The 21,725-nt window shown below is 38.0% G+C and carries 17 protein-coding genes; 9 read left to right on the top strand and 8 right to left on the bottom strand.

What is annotated here, in order from left to right; translation table 11 throughout:
- Positions 1 to 12: 12 nt before the first annotated feature.
- The 7 genes from BWI92_RS11930 to BWI92_RS11900 form a co-directional block, all read right to left on the bottom strand.
- Positions 13 to 936, bottom strand: coding sequence for a ribonuclease Z (locus BWI92_RS11930; RefSeq protein ID WP_095163488.1), 924 nt, complete (start codon positions 934 to 936; stop codon positions 13 to 15).
- A 781-nt stretch (positions 937 to 1,717) separates the two neighbouring features.
- Complete coding sequence (locus BWI92_RS11925; RefSeq protein ID WP_095163487.1) at positions 1,718 to 2,137, bottom strand: anti-anti-sigma factor; 420 nt, start codon at positions 2,135 to 2,137, stop codon at positions 1,718 to 1,720.
- A gap of 274 nt (positions 2,138 to 2,411) precedes the next feature.
- Positions 2,412 to 3,353 (bottom strand): phosphoribosylaminoimidazolesuccinocarboxamide synthase, encoded by a 942-nt coding sequence (locus BWI92_RS11920; protein WP_095163486.1) that lies wholly within the window; start codon positions 3,351 to 3,353, stop codon positions 2,412 to 2,414.
- Between the two features lie 232 nt (positions 3,354 to 3,585).
- Positions 3,586 to 4,761 carry an acetyl-CoA C-acyltransferase gene (locus BWI92_RS11915; RefSeq protein WP_095163485.1) on the bottom strand — a complete coding sequence of 392 codons (1,176 nt, stop codon included), beginning with the start codon at positions 4,759 to 4,761 and terminating at the stop codon, positions 3,586 to 3,588.
- A gap of 66 nt (positions 4,762 to 4,827) precedes the next feature.
- Positions 4,828 to 5,487, bottom strand: coding sequence for a lipopolysaccharide assembly protein LapB (locus BWI92_RS11910; protein ID WP_095163484.1), 660 nt, complete (start codon positions 5,485 to 5,487; stop codon positions 4,828 to 4,830).
- A gap of 76 nt (positions 5,488 to 5,563) precedes the next feature.
- Positions 5,564 to 6,409: a VWA domain-containing protein gene (locus BWI92_RS11905; protein WP_166576821.1), complete on the bottom strand. Its 846-nt coding sequence runs from the start codon at positions 6,407 to 6,409 to the stop codon at positions 5,564 to 5,566.
- Positions 6,410 to 6,599: 190 nt separating this feature from the next.
- Positions 6,600 to 7,601 (bottom strand): LacI family DNA-binding transcriptional regulator, encoded by a 1,002-nt coding sequence (locus tag BWI92_RS11900; RefSeq protein ID WP_095163482.1) that lies wholly within the window; start codon positions 7,599 to 7,601, stop codon positions 6,600 to 6,602.
- A 179-nt stretch (positions 7,602 to 7,780) separates the two neighbouring features.
- Here BWI92_RS11900 and BWI92_RS11895 point away from each other — a divergent pair, with 179 nt between their 5' ends.
- The 3 genes from BWI92_RS11895 to BWI92_RS11885 all read left to right on the top strand — a co-directional run bounded on the left by BWI92_RS11895 (position 7,781) and on the right by BWI92_RS11885 (position 11,394).
- The gene (locus BWI92_RS11895) at positions 7,781 to 8,854 is read left to right on the top strand and encodes a mevalonate kinase (RefSeq protein ID WP_095163481.1); all 1,074 of its coding nucleotides are present in this window, start codon (positions 7,781 to 7,783) and stop codon (positions 8,852 to 8,854) included.
- A gap of 246 nt (positions 8,855 to 9,100) precedes the next feature.
- A complete protein-coding gene (locus BWI92_RS11890) occupies positions 9,101 to 9,976 on the top strand; it encodes a sugar phosphate nucleotidyltransferase (protein ID WP_095163480.1) in 876 nt (291 codons plus the stop codon).
- Positions 9,977 to 10,035: 59 nt separating this feature from the next.
- Positions 10,036 to 11,394: a Gfo/Idh/MocA family protein gene (locus BWI92_RS11885; protein WP_095163479.1), complete on the top strand. Its 1,359-nt coding sequence runs from the start codon at positions 10,036 to 10,038 to the stop codon at positions 11,392 to 11,394.
- A 251-nt stretch (positions 11,395 to 11,645) separates the two neighbouring features.
- On the opposite strand, the gene BWI92_RS11880 is transcribed toward BWI92_RS11885, so the two are convergent.
- A complete protein-coding gene (locus tag BWI92_RS11880; RefSeq protein ID WP_095163478.1) occupies positions 11,646 to 14,246 on the bottom strand; it encodes a carbohydrate-binding domain-containing protein in 2,601 nt (866 codons plus the stop codon).
- 720 nt (positions 14,247 to 14,966) lie between these two features.
- On the opposite strand from BWI92_RS11880, the gene BWI92_RS11875 reads away from it, so the two are divergent.
- The 6 genes from BWI92_RS11875 (at position 14,967) to BWI92_RS11850 (ending at position 21,714) form a co-directional block, all read left to right on the top strand.
- On the top strand, positions 14,967 to 16,193 hold the full coding sequence (locus tag BWI92_RS11875; protein WP_095163477.1) for a pyridoxal phosphate-dependent aminotransferase: 1,227 nt from the start codon (positions 14,967 to 14,969) through the stop codon (positions 16,191 to 16,193).
- Between the two features lie 296 nt (positions 16,194 to 16,489).
- Entirely contained in the window at positions 16,490 to 17,269 is a 780-nt protein-coding gene (locus tag BWI92_RS11870; protein ID WP_095163476.1) for a queuosine precursor transporter, read from the top strand.
- A 219-nt stretch (positions 17,270 to 17,488) separates the two neighbouring features.
- Entirely contained in the window at positions 17,489 to 18,319 is an 831-nt protein-coding gene (locus tag BWI92_RS11865; protein WP_229362989.1) for a glycosyltransferase, read from the top strand.
- A gap of 94 nt (positions 18,320 to 18,413) precedes the next feature.
- The gene (locus BWI92_RS11860; RefSeq protein ID WP_095163475.1) at positions 18,414 to 19,568 is read left to right on the top strand and encodes a glycosyltransferase family 4 protein; all 1,155 of its coding nucleotides are present in this window, start codon (positions 18,414 to 18,416) and stop codon (positions 19,566 to 19,568) included.
- Between the two features lie 74 nt (positions 19,569 to 19,642).
- On the top strand, positions 19,643 to 20,623 hold the full coding sequence (locus tag BWI92_RS11855; RefSeq protein ID WP_095163474.1) for a glycosyl transferase: 981 nt from the start codon (positions 19,643 to 19,645) through the stop codon (positions 20,621 to 20,623).
- 59 nt (positions 20,624 to 20,682) lie between these two features.
- Positions 20,683 to 21,714 (top strand): glycosyltransferase family 9 protein, encoded by a 1,032-nt coding sequence (locus BWI92_RS11850; RefSeq protein ID WP_095163473.1) that lies wholly within the window; start codon positions 20,683 to 20,685, stop codon positions 21,712 to 21,714.
- The last annotated feature ends 11 nt before the right edge of the window (positions 21,715 to 21,725 follow it).

The raw sequence follows: 21,725 nt of genomic DNA, 5'->3' as shown, positions 1-21,725 counted from the left end.
ATTACTTTTTTGTTATGTCAAATCTCTAAAGTCAATCGTCATTCCATCTTCTCCTAGAATAGTTTTGTCAAAAACCTGTCTAGCTTCGTCAATAAATGGAGTCAAATCTTTATATCTGGATGAAAAATGCCCAATTAACAAGTTTTTCACATTGGCCTCTTTTGCTATTTGCCCAGCTTGATAGGCGGTAGAATGGCAGGTTTCTTTAGCTCTTTCTACCAATTCATGTAAAAAGGTAGTTTCATGATATAGTAATTTTACTCCCTTTATAATTGGCAATATGGGAGGATGATACGCTGTATCAGTACAAAAAGCATAACTGTCTGGCTCAGGCCCTTTAATAGTGTAATAGTCGCATGAATACAACACTTCACCATTGTCATCTAATACATCTTGTCCTTCTTTGAGGAGTTTAATCTGCTCGATACTAATATTCGCAGGCAATAGCTCTTTTAGAATTTTATGTGGTTTTTCTTTTTCCTCAATCAAAAAACCACAGCATGCTACCCGATGCACCAATGGAATTGTTGTGACCTTTACATGGTCATTTTCCATCAAGAGGTAGGACTCTTCAGCACGGGTTTCCTCAAAATGTACCTTAAAATTAAGACGTGTATCCGAATACTTCATTTGAAGTGTCAATATCTCCGCAAGCCCTTTGGGACCATAGATATATAAATCGTCAACTCTGTGATGCATATTAAGTAATGACAATAAACCAATTAGCCCAAAGAAATGATCTCCATGAAGATGCGTAATGAAAATATATTTGATACGAGTGGCCTTGAGTTTGAAACGAAGCAATTGCGTTTGGGTAGCCTCTCCACAATCAAACAGATACCCTTCTTGCTCCACCATCAAAAAGTGGGAAGTTGCATTACGTGTTACTACTGGGTTGGCAGAACCCGTACCTAGGATAGTAAGATGGAAACTCAAATTGTTATAATTTTAAATTACTGGTAAACAAAATAATTAAGTAATAAAGCACTTAAGTATTAGTGCCGAATTATGAGTTGTGAATTGTGAATGTAAAGTTATAATTATCAATATCTTACATCTCCAATTGATTAAATCTAATTCTGCACGATTACTTAAGTAATCGTGCAGAATTAGATTTAAGTTATGTGTTTAGGCACAAGGCACAGAGTGTTAAAATGTTTTTATTAACCACAGCCATGCTTTTTTACAAAGCCCACCGCCGAAAGCTGATACCTGAATGCCTTGGGCACAAAAATTAAATTCTATTTTGCCCACTAACTTATTACGCTCTAGGCTATAAGCTGTAGGCGTCAGGCATAAAGAATAATACCTATTGCGGGTAAAATTAAATTTAGGGCTTTCGACTTTCAGCAATGGGCTTTCTGCAAAAAATATTCGCTATGAAATTTTTGCTCAATACCTATGGCTTATTGCCTATAGCATATTAATTCAATTTTATTTTGCCCACTAACTTTAGTAGAAGCATTGAATTTGGAGAGTAATTTCATGATTACCAATATTTTATCTCATTAGATTAAATAAATTGAAAGAATCAGATATTGACAATAAAAATTTTACCTTTAAAATTCGCAACTCATATATTCAGCACTAATACATAACGGGGATTCAATATAAAAAAAAACCTTATCAGACTAACGTCTAATAAGGTTTTTTTGTTCGAAAAACAGAAAAATACCCTTTGATGAATACTTTTAAGTCTTTGTATTATACAATTTGATTAATAGTCTTCTTCGCTCTCGCTGTATTCGCCACCGCCAAACTCATCTTCATCTTCTGATTGAAAATCGTTTTCGAGTTCGTTCAAGAATACTGCATCAATTGCCTCTTGAACAGTTGGCATGATGGTTAAATCTTCGATTTTGGCACGATCTAGTTGGTCAATGATTTCATCATTTTTAGTTACGATGATGAACAAGCCTAGCTCGTTTAAACAGATTTTATTGCCTTTACGAATTACTGAAACGCCATGACCATCCAATTCAACAATTTCATCAAATTTTACGATAACATTACCGTAACCAGCACGGAAAAGTTGACGGATAATATTTTCGAAATCAGCGTGATTTTCTTGAGTTAAAGCTGTTTCGTTAAGTTCGATAAGAGCGTATTGCTCGTTTTTTTCAATCTTAAAATTCATCTTTTTACTACTTTATATAATCGCAGTAGATTTTTTTGGAATTAAAAATGCTTTAGGGACTCGCCCCTAGTTTGTATGCTCGAAGGTACAAAGTTCATGGAAATAAGTATTTAATAAGAATACGTTCACTTCACATGACTTACCTACAAATGCTGTGCAATTTAGCAATTTTCACGAAAAAAATTTGTACTTATAACTACAAATAAGCTCCTGCAAAACAAGAGCTTATTCAAGTACAATTTATTACTAAAATGTTTAAAATTTCTAGCGACTATTATCTGTTCGCCAAGAAAGTTAACACGTTTTTCTCAACTCGTTCTAAGACATTATCTGAGACAGATTTTTCGAAAGCTTTACCTGTAACTTTTTCAAAAAGCTCAATATAACGTTCTGAAATTTGATTTACCCACTCTGGAGTCATTTCAGGAACTGTTTGTCCTTCTTTTCCTTGAAAATTATTAGCGATTAACCACTCACGAACAAATTCTTTTGAAAGTTGTTTTTGAGATTCACCACTTGCTTGTCTTTCGGCATAACCGTCCGCATAAAAATAGCGAGAAGAGTCTGGCGTGTGAATCTCGTCAATCAATACAATTTTACCGTCGATTTTACCGAATTCATATTTTGTATCAACCAAAATCAAACCTTGTTCGGCAGCCATTTGTGTACCTTTTTCAAACAATGCCAAAGTATATTGCTCTAACTGAATATAATCCTCTTCGCTTACTAATCCTTTAGCAAGAATATCTTCACGAGAAATATCTTCGTCGTGACCTTCGTGTGCTTTGGTAGTTGGTGTAATAATTGGCTGAGGCAATTTATCATTTTCTTTCAATCCTTCAGGCAATGTTACTCCACAAAGTGTACGAAGTCCTGACTTGTATGTACGAGCCGCATGACCTGCCAAGTATCCACGAACAACCATTTCAACAGGAAAAGCTTCGCATTTGAGACCAGCACTTACATTAGGATCTGGCACTGCCAATAACCAGTTTGGAACAATTGCTTGAGTAGCTTTCAAGAAATGTTCAGCGATTTGGTTCAACACCTGTCCTTTAAAAGGAATCGCTTCTGGAAGCACTACATCAAAAGCTGAAATACGGTCAGAAGCCACCATTACAAGGAGGTCTTCAAACGAATATACATCTCTTACCTTACCTTTGTAAAAGCCCGTTTGATTGGGAAAATTGAAATTGGTACTTTTTATTACGTTCATTTTATGTTGGGTAGTATTAAAAATAGCTAAGTATGAGTGTATTATTGGGCTTTCGGTAATCAGCTATGGGCACTCAGCAAAACGTATTTTGGGTTTCTTAAGAAGCACAAAAAAAATTTGCTTATTGCATAGAGTTTACTGCGGATAAAATTAATGAAAATCAAAACCTTACACTAGCAACATATAATTCAGCACTAATACTTGTACTAATTAAAATCTCTACCGATTGAAGTTACATTTTTTCGATCACAATCGCGGAAGCACCGCCACCTCCGTTGCAAATACCAGCAGCACCAATACGGCCACCTTTATGCGTAAGAGCGCTTATCAAAGTTGTAACAATGCGTGCACCTGAAGCTCCCAGTGGGTGACCCAATGAAACGGCTCCACCCAAAACATTGATTTTATGTTGGGGAATATCCAACAATTTTTCAAATGCCAAAGGAACAACAGCAAACGCCTCGTTCACTTCAAACAAGTCTACCTCCTCTTTAATTAGTCCTGCCATACGAATAGCTTTAGGCACTGCTACAGTTGGGGTGGTTGTAAACCATGCAGGTTCTTGTTCGGCATCGGCAAAGCCAATAATTTTTGCTAATGGAGTCAATTTGAGTTTTTCAGCCTTCTTTTTTGACATCAAAACCAGCGCAGCGGCACCATCATTCAAGGTAGACGCATTAGCTGCGGTTACTGTCCCTTTTTTCTCAAAAGCTGGTTTTAAGTTAGGGATTTTTTCAAAATTGACATTTTTATATTCTTCATCCTCTGAAATCGTTACAACTCCTTTACGAGTTTGTACTTCGACAGGAATAATCTCGTCTGCAAAATAACCTTTTTGTGTTGCCTCAGCACTACGACGGTAAGATTCAATCGCAAAATCATCTTGATCTTCACGAGTGATACCGTATTTACGAGCAGTTTTGTCTGCAAAGATACCCATTGCACAATCATCATAGGCATCAGAAAGACCATCTTTTTCGAGTCCGTCGACCAAAGTACTTGAGCCATATTTGTAGCCAAAGCGAGCACGAGGCACATAATACGGAGCATTAGACATACTCTCCATACCGCCCGCCACGATAACATCGGCCATTCCGAGCATGATACTTTGCGCTGCAAAGATAATGGCTTTTGCGCCAGATGCACATACTTTGTTGATAGTTGTACAGCGTGTTTCGTGAGGAAGACCAGCTTTGAGGGCTGCTATACGTGCAGGAGCTTGACCCAAATTGGCAGAAATAACATTACCCATGAGTACTTCTTCTACTAATTCTGGTTTGATTCCAGCCTTTTCAATTGCGCCCTTTATGGCAATACTGCCCAGATCTGTTGCTGATAAACTCGATAAAGCTCCGCCAAAACTTCCGATAGGAGTTCTAACGGCTGAGACGATATACACTTCTTGCATAATAAAGTTAAAGTTTGGTATTGTAATGGTGGTTAAATAGTAATCTTAAGATTTACCAAGATTGTTTCATATTAGACTTATTCTTCTTGAGTAATCCCTTTTTTGCTGAATATACTGTACTTCGTTGTTTTTCATAGCTTCTAGGATACTCCTAGCCTTTTCGGGAGAAAGTCCGTAATTCTTAAGCGTTTTCAGCATTTCATCCTGCGCATCTGTATGCTCCACTTCAGCGTGATTGGCTCTTGGTGGTGGCATGGATTTAGACTGTTGTTCGGGCTTGGGATCCTCGGAGGCTCCTCGAAATCTAAGTTTTAATAATTCAAAGTTGAAACGGGCAATTTGGTTCTGTGGATTTAGCTTAAGTGCTTCTTTGAAATAGACTAATGCTTGAGCACTGTCTTTGAAGGCACTACTAATTACGCCCAGTTGACAGTAGGTTGTTGAGGACATTTTGTAATCTTCGAGGTGAATCAGCCTTTTGTATAGGCCTTGTGCACGCAAGGTATCTTCGGATAGCAAATACACATGCGCTTGGTTTAGCACAACCTCGGGCGGAGTAAAATAAGAATTGTCCGATATTGTCTGGTAATATTTTACAGCGTCTTTATATCTTTTTTCTCGAAATGCCCTTTCTGACTCTATTTTAGCCAGATTTCGAGCACTTACTTTCGTAAAAGACGCGTTTTCTAAAATCCAGAGGAATATGTAAAAAATAAAATAATTCAACTTATTATACCCTAAGTAATATTTTATGCAAAATTCGTATAAAACTGCGCTATAAAAAACTTTTAACCTAAATTTTCTACAATTGGAAAGCCCTTACTGTAAAAAATACGTCTATGCCTAGCAAAAATAAAGCAACCACCAAAAAGTAAAAATACTTGTTTGCCGTTACCGTGACCGTTCTTTGGTCAATCAAATTGGCAGAAATATTTTCGATTTGTTTGATCAAATCTACAAAACTATCTGACACACTATGTACTTCAAAATAGCCTCCTCTTGTTTCAGCAGCCATTTTTCTCATCAAATCAGGCTCTAATCTTGTCACCACCACATTTCCATCTTCATCTTTTTTGAGCGACTTACCGTCTTTGATAGTACTACCTTCGGCAGTGCCTACCCCAACTGTAAAGAGGTTGACTCCGTTTCTTCGAATTCTGTTGAGTAAACTATAATCAAGATTGCCAAAGTTTTCACCATCACTCATCAACACGATAACTTTGGACTTATTGCTTGTTTTGATTTTGGTAAGTTTATCCAAAGCTAATTCTAAGGCTGGCGTAAAATTAGTACCTCCAGCAGGTAACAGTTCAGAATTAATTCTCGGAATAAATAAATTGATGGCATTATGGTCAAAGGTAAGTGGAGAAAGCATAAAAGCATCTTCCGAAAATACAATCACCCCTATCCTATCGCTTGTAAAATGATTAACAATACGACTAATTTCAAATTTAGTTTTTTCAATTCTGCTGGGCTGAACATCTGTAGCATCCATCGACTTAGACACATCCACCAACAAAAATATATCTCGACCTTCAGCTCGAATAGTACCATTAATTTCACCAAAAGATGGGTCTAGCAGTGCTAAAATGAGTAAAGTAAAATAGCAACTTCTCAGCACAAACTTTAAGATACTCGACCTAGCCACGGTTTTTAATTTTCTGGCAATTAAAAAAACCCTGACAAGGTAAAAAACATATATGAGAATAAACAGGACAATGAACATTCTCTCGGTTTGTCCCAAATCAGCATTCCAGTTCATATCCTAAAATTGTACAGAACTTGTAAGAAAAGCAAATTTTAGCATATCCAAAGCAAAATTCTCATTAACGAATCCATCAAACTCTAACGATTAACTTTGAACGTATGATTACTTCTTCACGCACATAATCATCTGGTTTTTTCATAGCGTCCACTAATAGATTGGCAGCTTTGGCGCCCATTTCATAAGGAAACTGCTCGATACTGGCAAAAGGTGGTTTTTCGAGATATTTACAAAAACTTAAATTTGAAAAACTCACAAAAAATATGTCTTGGTTGATAATTAATCCCCGCTCTTTGGCTATCTGCATAGCGTCGAGGGACATATAATCATGAAAAGCAAAAATGGCTTGTGGAGGGACTGTCAAATCCAGCAGTTCATGTGTTTTCTTGACGGTATCTTCAAAACTCAAATCTGTAGTTTTGATATAAATCGGATTGAGTTCTATTTCATGTAACTTAAGCGCATTGACGTATCCCATCAATCGCTCATTGGACGACTGCATGGTATTTGGGCCGTTTAATAACGCAATTTTTGTCAACCCTTTGTTGAGCAATAACTCTACCGCCTCAAATGACGCCTGCGTAATGTCGGTATAAACACAACTATTAGGAAGGCTTTTCACGACTCTATCAAAAAACACCAAGGGAATCCCTTTGCGATTTACCTCCAAAAAGTGACGATGATTGTAAGTTCCCGAACCCATCGACACGATAATACCGTCGACACCATGTTTCATTAGTGCTTGAATGGCTTGTTCTTCTCGCTCAAAATCATCTCTTGATTGTTGCAAAACAACCCTATATCCTTTCTCAAAAAGTATATCCTCAATACCAGTGATAGCCATTGAGAAAAACTGCTCAGTGAGCCAAGGCACTACAACACCCACGTTTTTGGTAGACTGTTTTTTTAGGTTTATAGCTGTGGTATTAGGGCTATAATTTAGCTCTTTTGCCAACGCCATCACGTCTTCCCGCATCTTCAAACCAATACGTGGATGGTTTTGCAAAGCTCTCGAAACCGTTGAAACTGAGGTTCCTAAGCGCTTCGCTAATTCTTTCATAGTTATCTGACTCATAAGCTTTTATCAATTGTGCAAGCAAGTTAGAACTTTTGCACAAATTGCACAATCGGTTGCACGCTTTTGCACAATCGGTTGCGCAACCAAAAATCTCATTTAAAGCACATTTGAGGCATATTTTGATTGCTTGAGAAAACTATCTTTGTTTAAGGATTAGCTTACCCAATTTCCCAACTATGAAAGATTTGCACATCTCAACCCCTGGCAGAATTTGCTTATTTGGCGAGCACCAAGATTACCTAGGCTTGCCTGTTATAGCTGCTGCCATTTCAAGACGTATTCATATTGAAGGACGAGTTTCAAACACGCCTTCCATTCATATTCAATTACCTGATATTCAGTCGGAGGAATCTTTTCCCCTAATAGAAGCCGTCACCTACCATAAAGACCGAGATTATTTCAAAAGTGTTTTAAATGTATTGAAAAGAGAAAAAGGTATCTCTTTTGAAAAAGGCATTGAAGCAAAAGTGTACGGCAATATCCCTATCAATTCTGGCACATCGAGTTCCTCGGCATTGGTAGTGGCTTGGACACATTTTTTACTAAAAACAGCCAATTATCCTATTGACCCAGTTGAAGTTGGACAATTAGCCTATCTAGCTGAAGTAGAAGAATTTGGCGAACCAGGGGGCTGCATGGACGAATATGCCACTTCGATTGGCAATATTATGTATTTGGAAACCAAGCCAAATATTCTGGTAGAAGCCTATCAAGCACCCTTGGGCAAATTTGTCCTTGGCGACTCGCTTGAGCCAAAAGATACTATTGGAATTTTAAAACATGTCAAATTTGGTATGCTCGATGCTATCAACAAAATCAAACAAGTTTATCCAGATTTTCAGTTGAGCAAAGCGCCTATCGAAAGCGCAGAGCAATATCAATCTTTGCTGAATCCAGACGAATATGCACTGTTTTACAGCAACCTTTCAGACAGAGATATTTTGCGCACAGCCAAAACGATGTTTGAAGGAAAAGATACATTTAACGATGTAAAATTGGGACAGTTGTTGAGCGCTCATCAGGACAACTTAAGAGACGCAAAACGAGTTTCTACACCTAAAATTAATAGAATGATAGAAGCCTCCCTTAATGCTGGAGCCTTGGGAGGTAAAATCAACGGTTCAGGAGGCGGAGGCTGTATGTTTGCCTATGCACCCACCAACACCGAAGCCGTGGTAGAAGCCATCGAAAGAGAAGGAGGCAAAGCCTATATCATCGAAGTAGCGGAAGGTTCAAAAGAAGAGATTTAGTCATAAACAGACAGCAAAATATCATTACCGATTTACCAAATAAGTTAGTGGGCTAAATGGAATTCATTTCATCCGCAATTGGCATTAAGTCAAAAAGCTTTTTTGAATTCACTAGGAATATTTTTGCCGAAAGCCCACCGCCGAAAGCCGATATCTGAAAGCCTAAAGCACAATATTAAATTCTATTTTGCGCACTAACATAACTAATAACAGCTCATTACCATCAAATCATACATCCAATTTTCTATGAAAACGCAAAGAATTGTAATCCTTGCAGGGGGTGCAGCTACTCGCATGAAGAAAGCTGCACCTGACCTAAAAGACCTAGACCCGACTTTGGCTAATCAAGCCGATACGTTGACAAAAGGGATGATTGGTCTGGGGGATTCAGGAAAATCTTTAATAGATTATCAGTTAGAAAATGCCTCAAATGCAGGATTTAATGAGGTTTTGATGTTACTTCATCCAGACGATGATTTTACACAACAGTATTACGAAAAGCTAGCGCAAGAAGGCAATAGTTGGGGACTGCAATTTGTATTTGCACGACAACATATTCATGCAGATAGAGTAAAACCCGCAGGAACTGCCGATGCTGTTTTACAAGCATTAGAGCAACATTCTGATTGGCAACAAGGGCGAATTGTGGTTTGTAACAGCGATAACTTGTATTCGACACAGGCATTTGAAGCACTTTGGCATAGTCCAAACCCCAATGCTTTGATTAGCTATGATAGAGATGCTTTAGATTTTCCTTTGGAACGTATCAAAGCCTTTGCCATTGTAGAACCAGATGAAAAAAATTGTTTACAATATATCATAGAAAAACCCTCAGACGAACAAGCTGAAGCTATTGCTCAACGCTATGGTCGCATTGGGGTAAGTATGAATGCTTTTGTATTTGAAGCCTCAGATTTGTTTCCTGCTTTACAGAAAACTCCTTTTCACCCTGTAAGAAATGAAAAGGAATTACCAACGGCTTTGCTCATCATGACGAAAGAACTAGGAAAACCAATTTCTTGTATCCCAATGGCAGAAAATGTACCCGATTTAACTTCAAAACAAGATATATTAGTAGTACAAGAATACCTCAAAAAAGTAAAAACATTGACATTACATTAACGAAGACTTCAGGAAAGTCGATACCTCATAATTTACCATTTAAACCCAAATAATTGGCAATGAAAAATAATACACTTCAACGACGCGATTTTATTCAAAAAGGAGGCTTAGCCTTAGCAGCAGGACTGGTTTTGCCGAAAGATGTCTTTGCAAAAGAAGACGATAGAAAAGTGCGCCTTGGTTTTATTGGCACAGGTCTCCGTGGGCGAAACCACCTTGCCAATGCCATGGCATTTCCAGAGGTGGAAGTCACTTGTATTTGTGATATTGACCCTAATGCCATAGCAAAAGCTCAAAAAATCCTCAAAGACAAAGGCCGCAAGGAAGCAGTGACTTATGGAAAAAATGAGCGCGATTTTGAAAACATGGTAAAACGTGATGATATCGACGGTGTAATTATTGCCACACCTTGGGAATGGCACGTACCAATGGCATTGGCTACTATGAATGCAGGAAAATATGCAGGTTTGGAGGTATCAGCCACGGTCAAATTGCAGGAATCATGGGACTTGGTGAATACTTTTGAAAAAACAGGTTCTCACTGTATGTTACTCGAAAACGTATGTTATCGTCGTGATGTGATGGCGGTGCTCAATATGGTGCGAGAAAACCTATTTGGTGAAATCACTCATCTAGAATGTGGCTATGAGCACGATTTGCGTCATGTCAAATTCAATGATGGAAAACAAGCGTATGGCGGTGGCGTAGAATTTGGTGAAAAAGGCTTTAGCGAAGCCAAATGGCGTACACAACACTCGGTAGACCGCAATGGTGACCTTTATCCTACACATGGTTTAGGTCCAGTTGCTGAAATGATTAATATCAACCGTGGAAATCAATTTTTGTATTTGACTTCTATGGCTTCAAAAGGAGTGGCATTGCACAAATACATAGTTGACAAAGGCGGTGCTAATCACCCGAATGCGAAGGTCAAATTCAAACTTGGCGATGTTGTTCAAACAATGATTAAGTGTGCCAACGGTGAAACAATCCTCATTACGCATGATACCAACTCTCCTCGCCCGTATTCGCTTGGTTTTAGAGTACAAGGTGATAGCGGATTATGGATGGATGATGGTAACCAGATTTATGTAGAAAACGTATCTGCCAAAGCAGATGTTTGGGAATCGGATGAGGCATATATGAAGAAATATGATCATGGTATTTGGAAAAGATTTGAATCAGAAGCTGTAGGTGCTGGCCATGGTGGTATGGATTATTTTGTTTTAAGGGATTTTATTAATTCTGTCAAAAACAAAACTACCCCTCCTATCGACGTGTACGATGCCGCTGCTTGGTCTGCTATTAGTCCGTTGTCAGAAATGTCGATTGCCAAAGGTTCAGCACCAGTTCAAATTCCTGATTTTACTCGTGGAAAATGGAAAACGAATAAGCCGATTTTTGGGTTTGAAGTGTAGATTTATTGAGTAGGTGGTGATTGAGTGGATGAGTGATTTATTCAGTTTTTAAACTGTTAAAAAGATAAGTCCAAGACTAAGTCTTGAACTAGATATTTCAAGATTTACTAAAAATAAAAAAGTGGTCGAAATTAATTTTTCGACCACCTTTTTCATGATAAAATTCATAGACGAAAGTCACACATCTCTTGTAACCTATTGATTATGAATATTATAAAACAACGAATATTCTAATAACCAATAACATCTTCCTAGAACGTTATTGTATTAACAGTGCTGGAGGTGGAAGTCGTGGTGGTTGATTTCAGCGTCGCGCCAGAAGTAGAATAGGTTCCTCCTGTATATAAACCCCATCCCGATGAACCTCCAACATAACTACCTCCTGTATATGCTCCACCAAAATAGATTTTATATTGAGCTCCCTTAGCCATACTTGGAGTCGAGACATGGAAATATCCCGAATTAATTTTAGGCTTGAAGGTTACAATATCTTTACCGTTAGCATCTTCAATATGAAATAGCGAAGATGTTGCCACCGACGCACTTGATTTGATAAAAAACCCTACTTGAGTAGAAGCTGTTCCCATAGCTTTTGTCATATTACTTGCAGGTTCTGCTCCCATCAAAGTTCCACCATTTACCAAGAAATTTCCGTTTATATCTATATCTTCATTTCCATTAGTTATCACATATCCTCCGCTAATTGTAAAATTACCATTGCTATCTATTGCATCAGAACCTGTTACAATTAACACACCTCCCGTAACTTTCAAATGACTATTATCGTTTGATTCTGTACCACCCGAAACTGTTCCGTAGGATGTATTGATCCCATCATTGCTGGCAGTCAGGTTACATACACCGCCCGCAATGGTAATGAAGATTGACTCCATTCCTTCATACGACTTAGTAACATTTACATTTCCATCATTAATGGTAATTGATGTATTTGACTTTAAACCATCGTCAGATGCTGATATATTCAAAGTTCCTCCATTCATCACAAATGCGCCATCACTCTTAAATCCCTTCGCTTCACTAGTATTAGCTGAGGTATAAGTATATGTGGTACCAGATGCAGTAATAGTGGTTGTTCCACCATTCACGGTTGCGGTTCCATCAATGGTTATCCCTTTTCCACCCTGTCCTGTACTAACAATAGTCAAATCACCACCTTTGATTGAAAGATTTTTATCACAATTAATACCCGCTGGGGCGGCAATATCAAGGTCTGTGGTATTGTAATAGGCGGCACCTGTGGTTGTAATCTTGACTGTACCAGAAGTTAGGGTAAAATCACCTCCTGTTTTGATTCCTTTCGATCCTTTACCAGAAACAGTCAGAGTCATAGCATCGGAAGTACCAATAGTGGTATAACTTTCACTTTTAATCGCATTGCCTTTTTCTCCTGAAGTATTTACAGTAATTTTTCCCCCTTTTATCAAAACATAAGGTGTAATCGAAGCATCTGTCCCTTCATATGAAGCCGTAATGCCATCGTCAACACTCGATACATTGATAGTTCCTCCATTTACTACAATGTAACCTTCATCAGCCTCTATTCCATCACCCGAAGATGTGACCGATAATGTTCCATTATCCATTTGAAAATAGTCCTTGGCATGAACACCATCACTAGCAGCCGATTTGACTACGATAGTTGCTTCACTGATAGAGATATAGTCGTCGGCCGCGATACCATGTTTGTTGTTGCCTGTCACATTCAAAGTACCCGTACCCTGAAAGAGCAATTGTCCTTCGCTAAAGAATGTACCTTTTTGATCTTCGCTACTAGTAGTATAAGTGGCGCCGTCTACCAGCGTATTGGTCGTTCCTGCTACGATATTAATTGTGCCTTTTTTACTGGATTGAACATTAATCGCAGGCCCTACACTATTGGTTAAACTTAGCCCTTTCATGGCAATATTGTATTTGTAATCACTGTACAATTTGAAACTTCCTTTACTGGCAGTTCCTGACAATAAATAGACAATCTCTTTGGTAGTATTTGTCGATTTTACAGTTACATCTGCTCCACTTGTAGTCACGGTAACTCCAGCGCTTTGGTATGGATTACTCACTGAGGCAGTTGTACCCGAATAGGCAATTACCACTGTATCAACCGCTGGAGTAGCCGTCCCCGAACTACCAGCGGTAACTGTAATCGTGATAGTACAGGTCTGTCCACCTAAACTTATATTAAACGTGGCAGTACCAGCAGAAGTTGGTGTTCCAGATATTTTGTAAGTCAACGTACCCGAACCAGCAACAAGCGTTCCAGCCTCCAAGGTAGCAATCAGCCCTTCTACTCCTGTCGAGGATGCTGTGGATACATCATAAGTACCGCCATTCGCACCAGTGTATGCCAAGGTAGCAACACCTGTATAAGCCATGCCACTAACTCCTGATGGAGGAACTACACTACTCAAAGTCAAGCTAGAAAGAGTAGCTTTTGAGGCGACAACTGGCAAAGACAAGGTACACGACTGTCCACCCAAATCAATCGCAAAAGTAGCGGTACCAGCAGAAGCAGGCGTACCAGTGATGACATACAGTGCAGTTCCCGTCCCACTTGTCAATTGTCCTGCTGATAAAGTTGCTGTTAATCCTGTAACCCCTGTGGATGCTACAGGTGTTCCTGCCTGATAGGCAGCACCATTACCACCTGTGTAAGGGACAGTTGCTGTGGCAGTGTAAGATGTACCACTAGTTGCCGTCGCTGAAAATGTGGCATTACTACAATTTAATCCTGTAATACTCGCTGAGGCAGTAATATCATCAGTCTTACACGACTGGATACTTAAGATGAATGTTAGCAATAGGCTAAGCACAATCAAAATTCTATTGGTCATAAGTATGTGTTTTTAGGAAATATATTGGTGCAAAATTTTATTTTATCCTGCTACAACAAATGACCTAAAAAGAAGTAAAAACGTTACAGCTTTACTAAAAATAGTATCCTTTTGAATAACACTATTTAGAAAAATTATAAAATAATAAAGGTATTGTAATCAAAATAAAACGACATGCGAGATACACAATAAATCATTTTATATTATTGAATATCAATACATTGAAACAAAATAAAAACCCAAAAAATTAAGTTTAATTTTTCATATTACATAAAAAGTATAGTTAATTAATAGTCATTAACTTTCTTTCAATTGTAGACAAATACGCATAAAACGTATATTCTTTTATCTACACAAAATGGTATATTTTGAGAGAAATCACTGAGCTAGAGTTGTAGTAAGCAAGTCGAAACACCTAGCTTCTTGACAAAAAATATCTCTAGTGCTTAAGTAGGATTCATATTTTTTTCGGAACTTTGTCCTCATTACTTATTTGAAACAAAACTATTTAGCCCCAAGCTTGAGTCTAGTCAAGAGCAGCCATCTAGTTTAAGGTATTGTAGTGTCGCAAGAGGAGTTTGAGTAAAACCAAATCTAGTACAAAAGATGTAGTGTTAACCAGCCCAAATAAATCAATCCGCAGATTCTCTTTCCCCCAACTTAGGTCCTATTCTTGTCTATTTCCCGCACTAAGACTAAATATTTCTTACAAAAACAATTATGGAAATCCTAAAAAGTAGTCGCCTTGACGCGCTCCGCTACGATATTCGTGGTCCCGTTTATGAGAAGGCTCTCCAATTACAACGTGAGGGCTATAAAATCACTTCTCTAAACATCGGCAACCCAGCGGCATTTGGCTTTGAGACACCAGACGAAATCATTCATGACATCATCATGAATATTCGTAATGCTCAAGGTTATGCCGATTCTAGAGGGTTGTTTGCCGCCCGCAAGGCCGTTATGCAGTATTACCAAAGTCGTGGCGTAAGAAAAGTCGAAATCGAGGATGTATTCATCGGAAATGGGGTAAGTGAGTTGATCACCATGGTAATGACTGCTTTGTTGAATAATGGAGATGAAATTTTGATTCCTTCACCTGACTATCCTCTTTGGACTACCTCGGTAGGACTTGCTGGTGGTACGCCTGTGCATTATGTATGTGATGAGGCTTCGGACTGGAATCCAGATTTGAAAGATATCGAATCTAAAATCACCAAGAAAACTAGAGGTATCGTATTAATTAACCCTAATAATCCAACAGGAGCAGTTTACGAAAAAGAAATTGTAGAAGGAATTGTTCGTATTGCTGAAAAACATAAATTAATTGTTTTTGCAGACGAAATTTATGATAAAATCCTGTACGACGGAGCGGTTCACCACACCACAGCTGGTATGTCGGAGGAGACACTTATCGTAACAATGGGTGGTATGTCCAAAAACTACCGTGCTGCTGGTTTCCGTGGAGGATGGATGGTATTGACAGGTGCCAAACATAAAGCAAAATCGTACATCGAAGGTTTGACTTTTATGGCAAGTATGCGTTTGTGTTCCAACGTAATTACGCAATACGGTATCCAAACAGCCCTAGGTGGCTATCAGTCTATCAATGATTTGGTGATTCCAACGGGTCGTTTGTACAAACAAATGAATTTGACGCACGAAAAACTGGTAGCTATTCCAGGAGTATCTTGTGTGAAGCCTAAAGGTGCAATGTACCTTTTCCCAAAATTTGACCTAAAGCAATTCGACTTCAAAAATGACGGTGATTTTGTCTTAAGTTTGTTGGAAGAACAACGTATTTTGGTTGTAGCAGGAACAGGCTTTAACTTCAAAGAACCAGACCATTTCCGAATCGTATTTTTACCACATTTGGAACAATTAGAATTAGCGCTCGGCAAAATCGGAACGCATTTCGAAAACCATAGAAAAGGTAAACCCAAAAGTTAATTTTTCTGATTTGGGAATTTGAAGATTTGAAAATGAAAATTTTTCTTGCAAAAGCATCTGAGGTTACTCAGATGCTTTTTTTTGTATTTGTCCTATAATTTAATCGATAATACAAAACTCTCTCGCAAACACTTTTAAGCTTTTATAAGTTAAACCTCTAGCTTTCGAACCCTTCTGTTTGAACTTTTACGGGTTTGTTTGTATTTTAGAACTAAAATCTATCTCAATAGTGGTGATTTTACCCTAAAACCAGCAATTCAACTAATAAACAGCTTTATTCTTAAGCGCACTAACTTATGCACATCGAAACTTCGACTTTAGACTCGAAACGTACTAAACTGTATATCTTTCTTTTTGGAATATTCCTTACCAATGCCATCGTAGCCGAAATTGTTGGTGCCAAGATTTTTTCAGTAGAAAAAACTCTGGGTTTTGAACCACTTCACCTCAATACCTTTTTTGGCATTTGGGACTTAAACCAAACCGCTGGAGCGCTCAACTGGCCATTTGTCTTTATTACTTCCGATATTATCAACGAATATTTTGGTAAAAAAGGCGTAAAACGTATTTCTTATTTGACGGCTGGTTTTATCGCCTACAGCTTTTTGATTATTTATGGAGCAACCCTGTTGGTTCCAGCAGACTTTTGGCTGGATGTCAACAAAGGCGACCATAACTTTAATATCAATGAAGCTTTTGCCAAAATCTTCCGTCAAGGATTAGGTATTATCACAGGTTCATTAAGTGCATTTTTGATTAGTCAAATTCTGGATGCGTATGTGTTCCATTCGATTAGAAAAGTAACAAAGGGAGAAAAAATTTGGCTTCGTGCTACAGGTTCTACCTTGGTTTCGCAGTTGATAGACAGCTTTGTGGTAATTGGTATTGCCTTCGTGGTATTTGGCAACTGGACAATAGACCAATGGATTTCTACTTCTTTGAACAATTATCTATACAAATTCTTTTCAGCGATTCTTATGACACCATTAATTTACTTAGCCCACAATCTGATTGATGGTTATTTAGGAAAAGAACTATCCGACCAATTAATTTCTGAGGCAGGTCAGCAGGAATAAATTAAGAATTTTAAAGAGACACAATAATGAGCCTCAAATAGAACCTTAATGGTATCGTTTGAGGCTCATTTGCTTTGGAAGAAATTCGCAACTGAAATCCTCTCTTCATTCCCTTTCCTCAATCCATACTCCCAATTCCCTAAATTAACTTTTGCTTCCTCGGCATTTTCCTAGCATTTTTGTAGGCTCGTTGTCTAAACAAAGCTAAAAAATTGTTTTATGGAAAGAATGCCTAAAGTAAGTATCCTCGTACCTGTGTATAATCATGGTAAATTCATTGCTCAAATGTTGGAGGGCGCACTCGCTCAACAGGTGAATTTTGAATATGAAATTGTCATTGGTGATGATGCTTCTACAGACAACAGTGCCGAAATCATTCAGGCATATAGCCAGCGTTATCCTCAGATTAAAGCGTATTTGCATCCAACCAATCTTGGACCAAGTTCTCCTCGCGAGTTAGGTGGTAAAAACAATGTAGCTTTTATTTTTGGCAAAGCTCAAGGCGAATATATTGCTCTATGTGAAGGTGATGATTACTGGACTAACCCACATAAACTCCAAAAACAAGTAGATTTCTTAGACCAACATCCTGATTTTGCCCTTACGCATCATCAACTTGAAGTTATATATGAAGATGGTTCCGAAAGTCATCCTTTTAATCGCTTAGACCAAAAGGAAGTTTCGACACTAGAGGACTTATATCAAGATGAAGAATGGATTTTGGGCACCGCTAGTACTGTTTTTCGAAATGTTTTCAAAAATGGATTAGCCCCTTGGTGGTGGAAAAGCGCCAGTGGCGACATCGGGATTTTTATACAAGCAGTAAAGTTTGGAAAGATAAAGTACTTCCCCGAAACAATGGGTTGTTATCGTAAACATCGTGGCGGGATGACCAATATCCATACACCTCAAAACTACTTTTTTCTAGAGAATCGAAAACAAATGTTTGAGGCTCTGTTGACTGAATCTAATGAAAACCTTCAAGCAACTTTAACTAAAACCATACAGCGCTACGATGAAATTCTTGAGGGCTTGAAATTATCTCAATAAGCCGAGCATTCATGCGATGAACGAGTAGAAGGTTCAGAGAATCCGAGATTATTTTGTAATTTTGAAATCCAAATTTCCGTCGAGGCTTATTTTTATGATACAAAACATACTTTTTGTGGGTCATGATGCCAATCGTGCAGGCTCTCAAATTTTATTACTTAGGTTTTTGAAATTATTAAAAGCGTATGGTAAAGTACAGTTTTCGATACTTCTCAAGCACGACGGACCTCTCGTTCAAGAGTATGCAGCAGTTGCGCCAACTTATATCCTCCATCAAGAACAGGTCGTAGGACTAAAAAGTCAAATCCTACAAAAAATTAAAACTAAAATAGGTCAAACCAATACTGTGGTTAACCCCGTTTGGCAGACTCTAGCTAGTCAGAAGTTTGATTTGATTGTTTCAAATACCTTTACCAATGGCGATATTTTTGAAGAGTTAAGTAATTTCAACTGCCCTATTTACTCATATATCCACGAACTGCATATGGGTATAGAAATGTATAACGGAACTCAGCAAGCCATAGAAAATACCCTTCGTGGCACTCAAAAATTCATTGCTTGTGCCAATTCTGTTAAACAAAATTTGCTACAACAATTTGGAATTCCTGAGCAAAAAATTGAGATTTTGTGTTCACTACTCCCCGAATCTGCACAACAATATCAGATTTCTAGCACTAAAGTAAATACCCTTAAACAAGAACTTGACATACCGCAAGATGCCTTCGTAGTGGGTGGCATGGGTACGATTGACTTGAGAAAAGGAACCGATTTGTTTGTTCAGCTTGCTCATATTTTACAGGAACAAAACATCTATTTTCTTTGGATAGGTGGCTCGCACTCACAAAATGATTTCAAGATTTTTTCCATTGATGCACAGCGTCTAGGCCTTCAAAACATCAAGTTTGTGGAAGCTGTGAGCAATCCGCTGGATTACTTGTCAGTTTTCGATATTTTTGCACTCACTTCTCGCGAAGATCCTTATCCCTTGGTCGTATTAGAGGCTGCTTTATTACAAAAACCTATGGTTTGTTTTGAAAAGGCAGGTGGCGCTCAGGATTTGATTGAGACAGATGCAGGATTGATTGTTCCCTATTTATCACTTGATGCCATGTCAAAGGCTATTCTTACAATTAAGGAAAATCCAGAACGTCGCATAGAAATGGGTCAAATAGCACGAGAAAAAGTCCTTCAAAGACATTCGACAGAAAAAGCTTTTCAAGAGTTTTTGACAATTTTACATATTTCATAATAGTTCACAACCCAACCCGAAACCAACTTAATTAAACTAGCGCAACATGCCAACAGTTTAGCTGAAAAACGATTATGACATTAGCATTCACCATTTGTTCGATTAACTATTTGGCTCAAGCTCAAACCTTGGGACAATCGTTGCAAGAACAAAATCCTTCCATAGAATTTGTGATTGGTTTGGTAGACAGGCTCGACAAAGTAGAGCTTGAACCAGACAAAATTCCTCCATTCCAAATGCTCGAAATTGACAAAATCAATATCGAATCGTTTGACCAAATGTGTGAGATTTATAATATCACCGAACTTAATACCGCAGTAAAGCCCTACTTCATTGACTATTTTTACAAAAATCGTCCTGATATTCAAAACGTTATTTACTTTGACCCAGACATCATTGTTTTTGACAGCTTGAAACCACTTGAAGATTCTTTGAAAAAATACCCGATGGTAGTGACGCCGCACATATGTTCTCCTATCAACGATGACCTCAATACAAAAGAAACTGACCATTTAAGTACAGGACTATACAACCTTGGATTTATTGCTACCTCAAGAAGTGAGGCGACTTACCACATGGTGAGCTGGTGGAAAGACCGCTTAGAAAAAGATTGTAGAATTGATCTCTGCAATGGACTATTTGTAGACCAGCATTGGATTAATTTTGTGCCTCTATTCTACCCCAATGACGTATTGGTAGATAAATACCCAGGCTATAATATGGCCTATTGGAACTTGCACGAGCGCACTGTAAGCATTCAGGATGGTAAATACTTTATCAATGGTAAGCCTTTGATTTTCTTCCATTACAGTGGATATGAGTTGAAAAAGCCGAACGAAGTTTCTAAATATCAAAACCGTTCGAGCTTCGAAAACAGACCAGATATTGTTCCTCTATTTCAATATTATGCCCAAAAGCTGAAAGATAATTTTAACGATTATTACATTAAAATTCCTTGTTTTTACATCAAACCACCCAAAGTCAAACGTTATAAGCGTGTCAGAAAAGCATTGCAAATGCCTTTTCGCAAAGTGGTTTCTCTATTGAATCGTTAATTTATATAGGTTGGATAGTTGAGCTATCTAATCAATTTCAGACAAATCTTAAAGTAAAAATGGGTATTCAGCGTTTTATCGACCTCTGGAAACATCGCTACAATAAATACATACTTCAACAATATGTTCCAGCTTGGAGATTCATTCAAAGCTATTTGTTGGTGCGTTGGGTCAAATTAAATAATCCCAAGAAACAAATAATTGGCGTACTGCTGGCAGAACATTTTGGAGATATTGTAGCAGCAGAGCCTCTTTCTCGCATTATTAAGCAAAAGTATCCTGATAGTAAAGTTTTTTGGATTGTTAGAAAACCATTTAGAGAGCTCATCGATAGTAATCCCAATATTGATTACACGATTGAAGAAACCAATTTGTATCAAAGTATCCTCACCAGCAGACACCATAACTTTGATATTTTTTATAATCTTCACATGCCTGAGTTGCGCCTTCACATACCAACGCTTACATTTTTGACCAATCCATATGCTGAGCAACTAGGCATTCATGTAAAAAACTATTTTGAATTTGGTAATTTATTGGAAGTGTTCGCCAAAGTAGGTGGCTTACCCTTGAGTCAAGAAACGCCAAAGGTGTATATCAGCGAAAATGATAAACAAAAAATAGACCAGCAGGCTTTACCACAAAAGTTTGTAGCGATCCATTGTCACTCTAACTTTTCGCCTAAAGATTGGCAAACGTATCATTGGGAAAATCTCATTCAACGTCTTTATACACTAGGTTATCATGTTGTTGAAGTAGGGTTAAAAAGTAGTTTGAATCAATCGTTGCCAGGATACATCAATTGCTGTGGAAAATTTAGTTTACTCCAAACCGCCGAAATTATCCGCAGAGCGCAGTTTTTCATGGGTGTAGATAGTGGCCCTGCGCATTTGGCAAATGCTGTTGGAACGTATGGATTGCTATTATTCGGGAAGTTTGTCCATTTTGACAAATATCTTCCTTACTCAGGTGGATACGCGACCAACAATGCCATCATGATTACTGACGGTCAAAAACCTTGTGCTGATTTGCCATTTGAAGTAGTTTGGGAGGTGGTAGAAAAACATATTCAAAGCACTTCAAAATCCTAACATTACTCTAT

The organism is Flectobacillus sp. BAB-3569, assembly GCF_002270355.1.
GTDB lineage: Bacteria > Bacteroidota > Bacteroidia > Cytophagales > Spirosomataceae > Flectobacillus > Flectobacillus roseus.
Note: the sequence above shows the minus strand (reverse complement) of the source record. Positions and strands in the feature narration are given on the sequence as shown.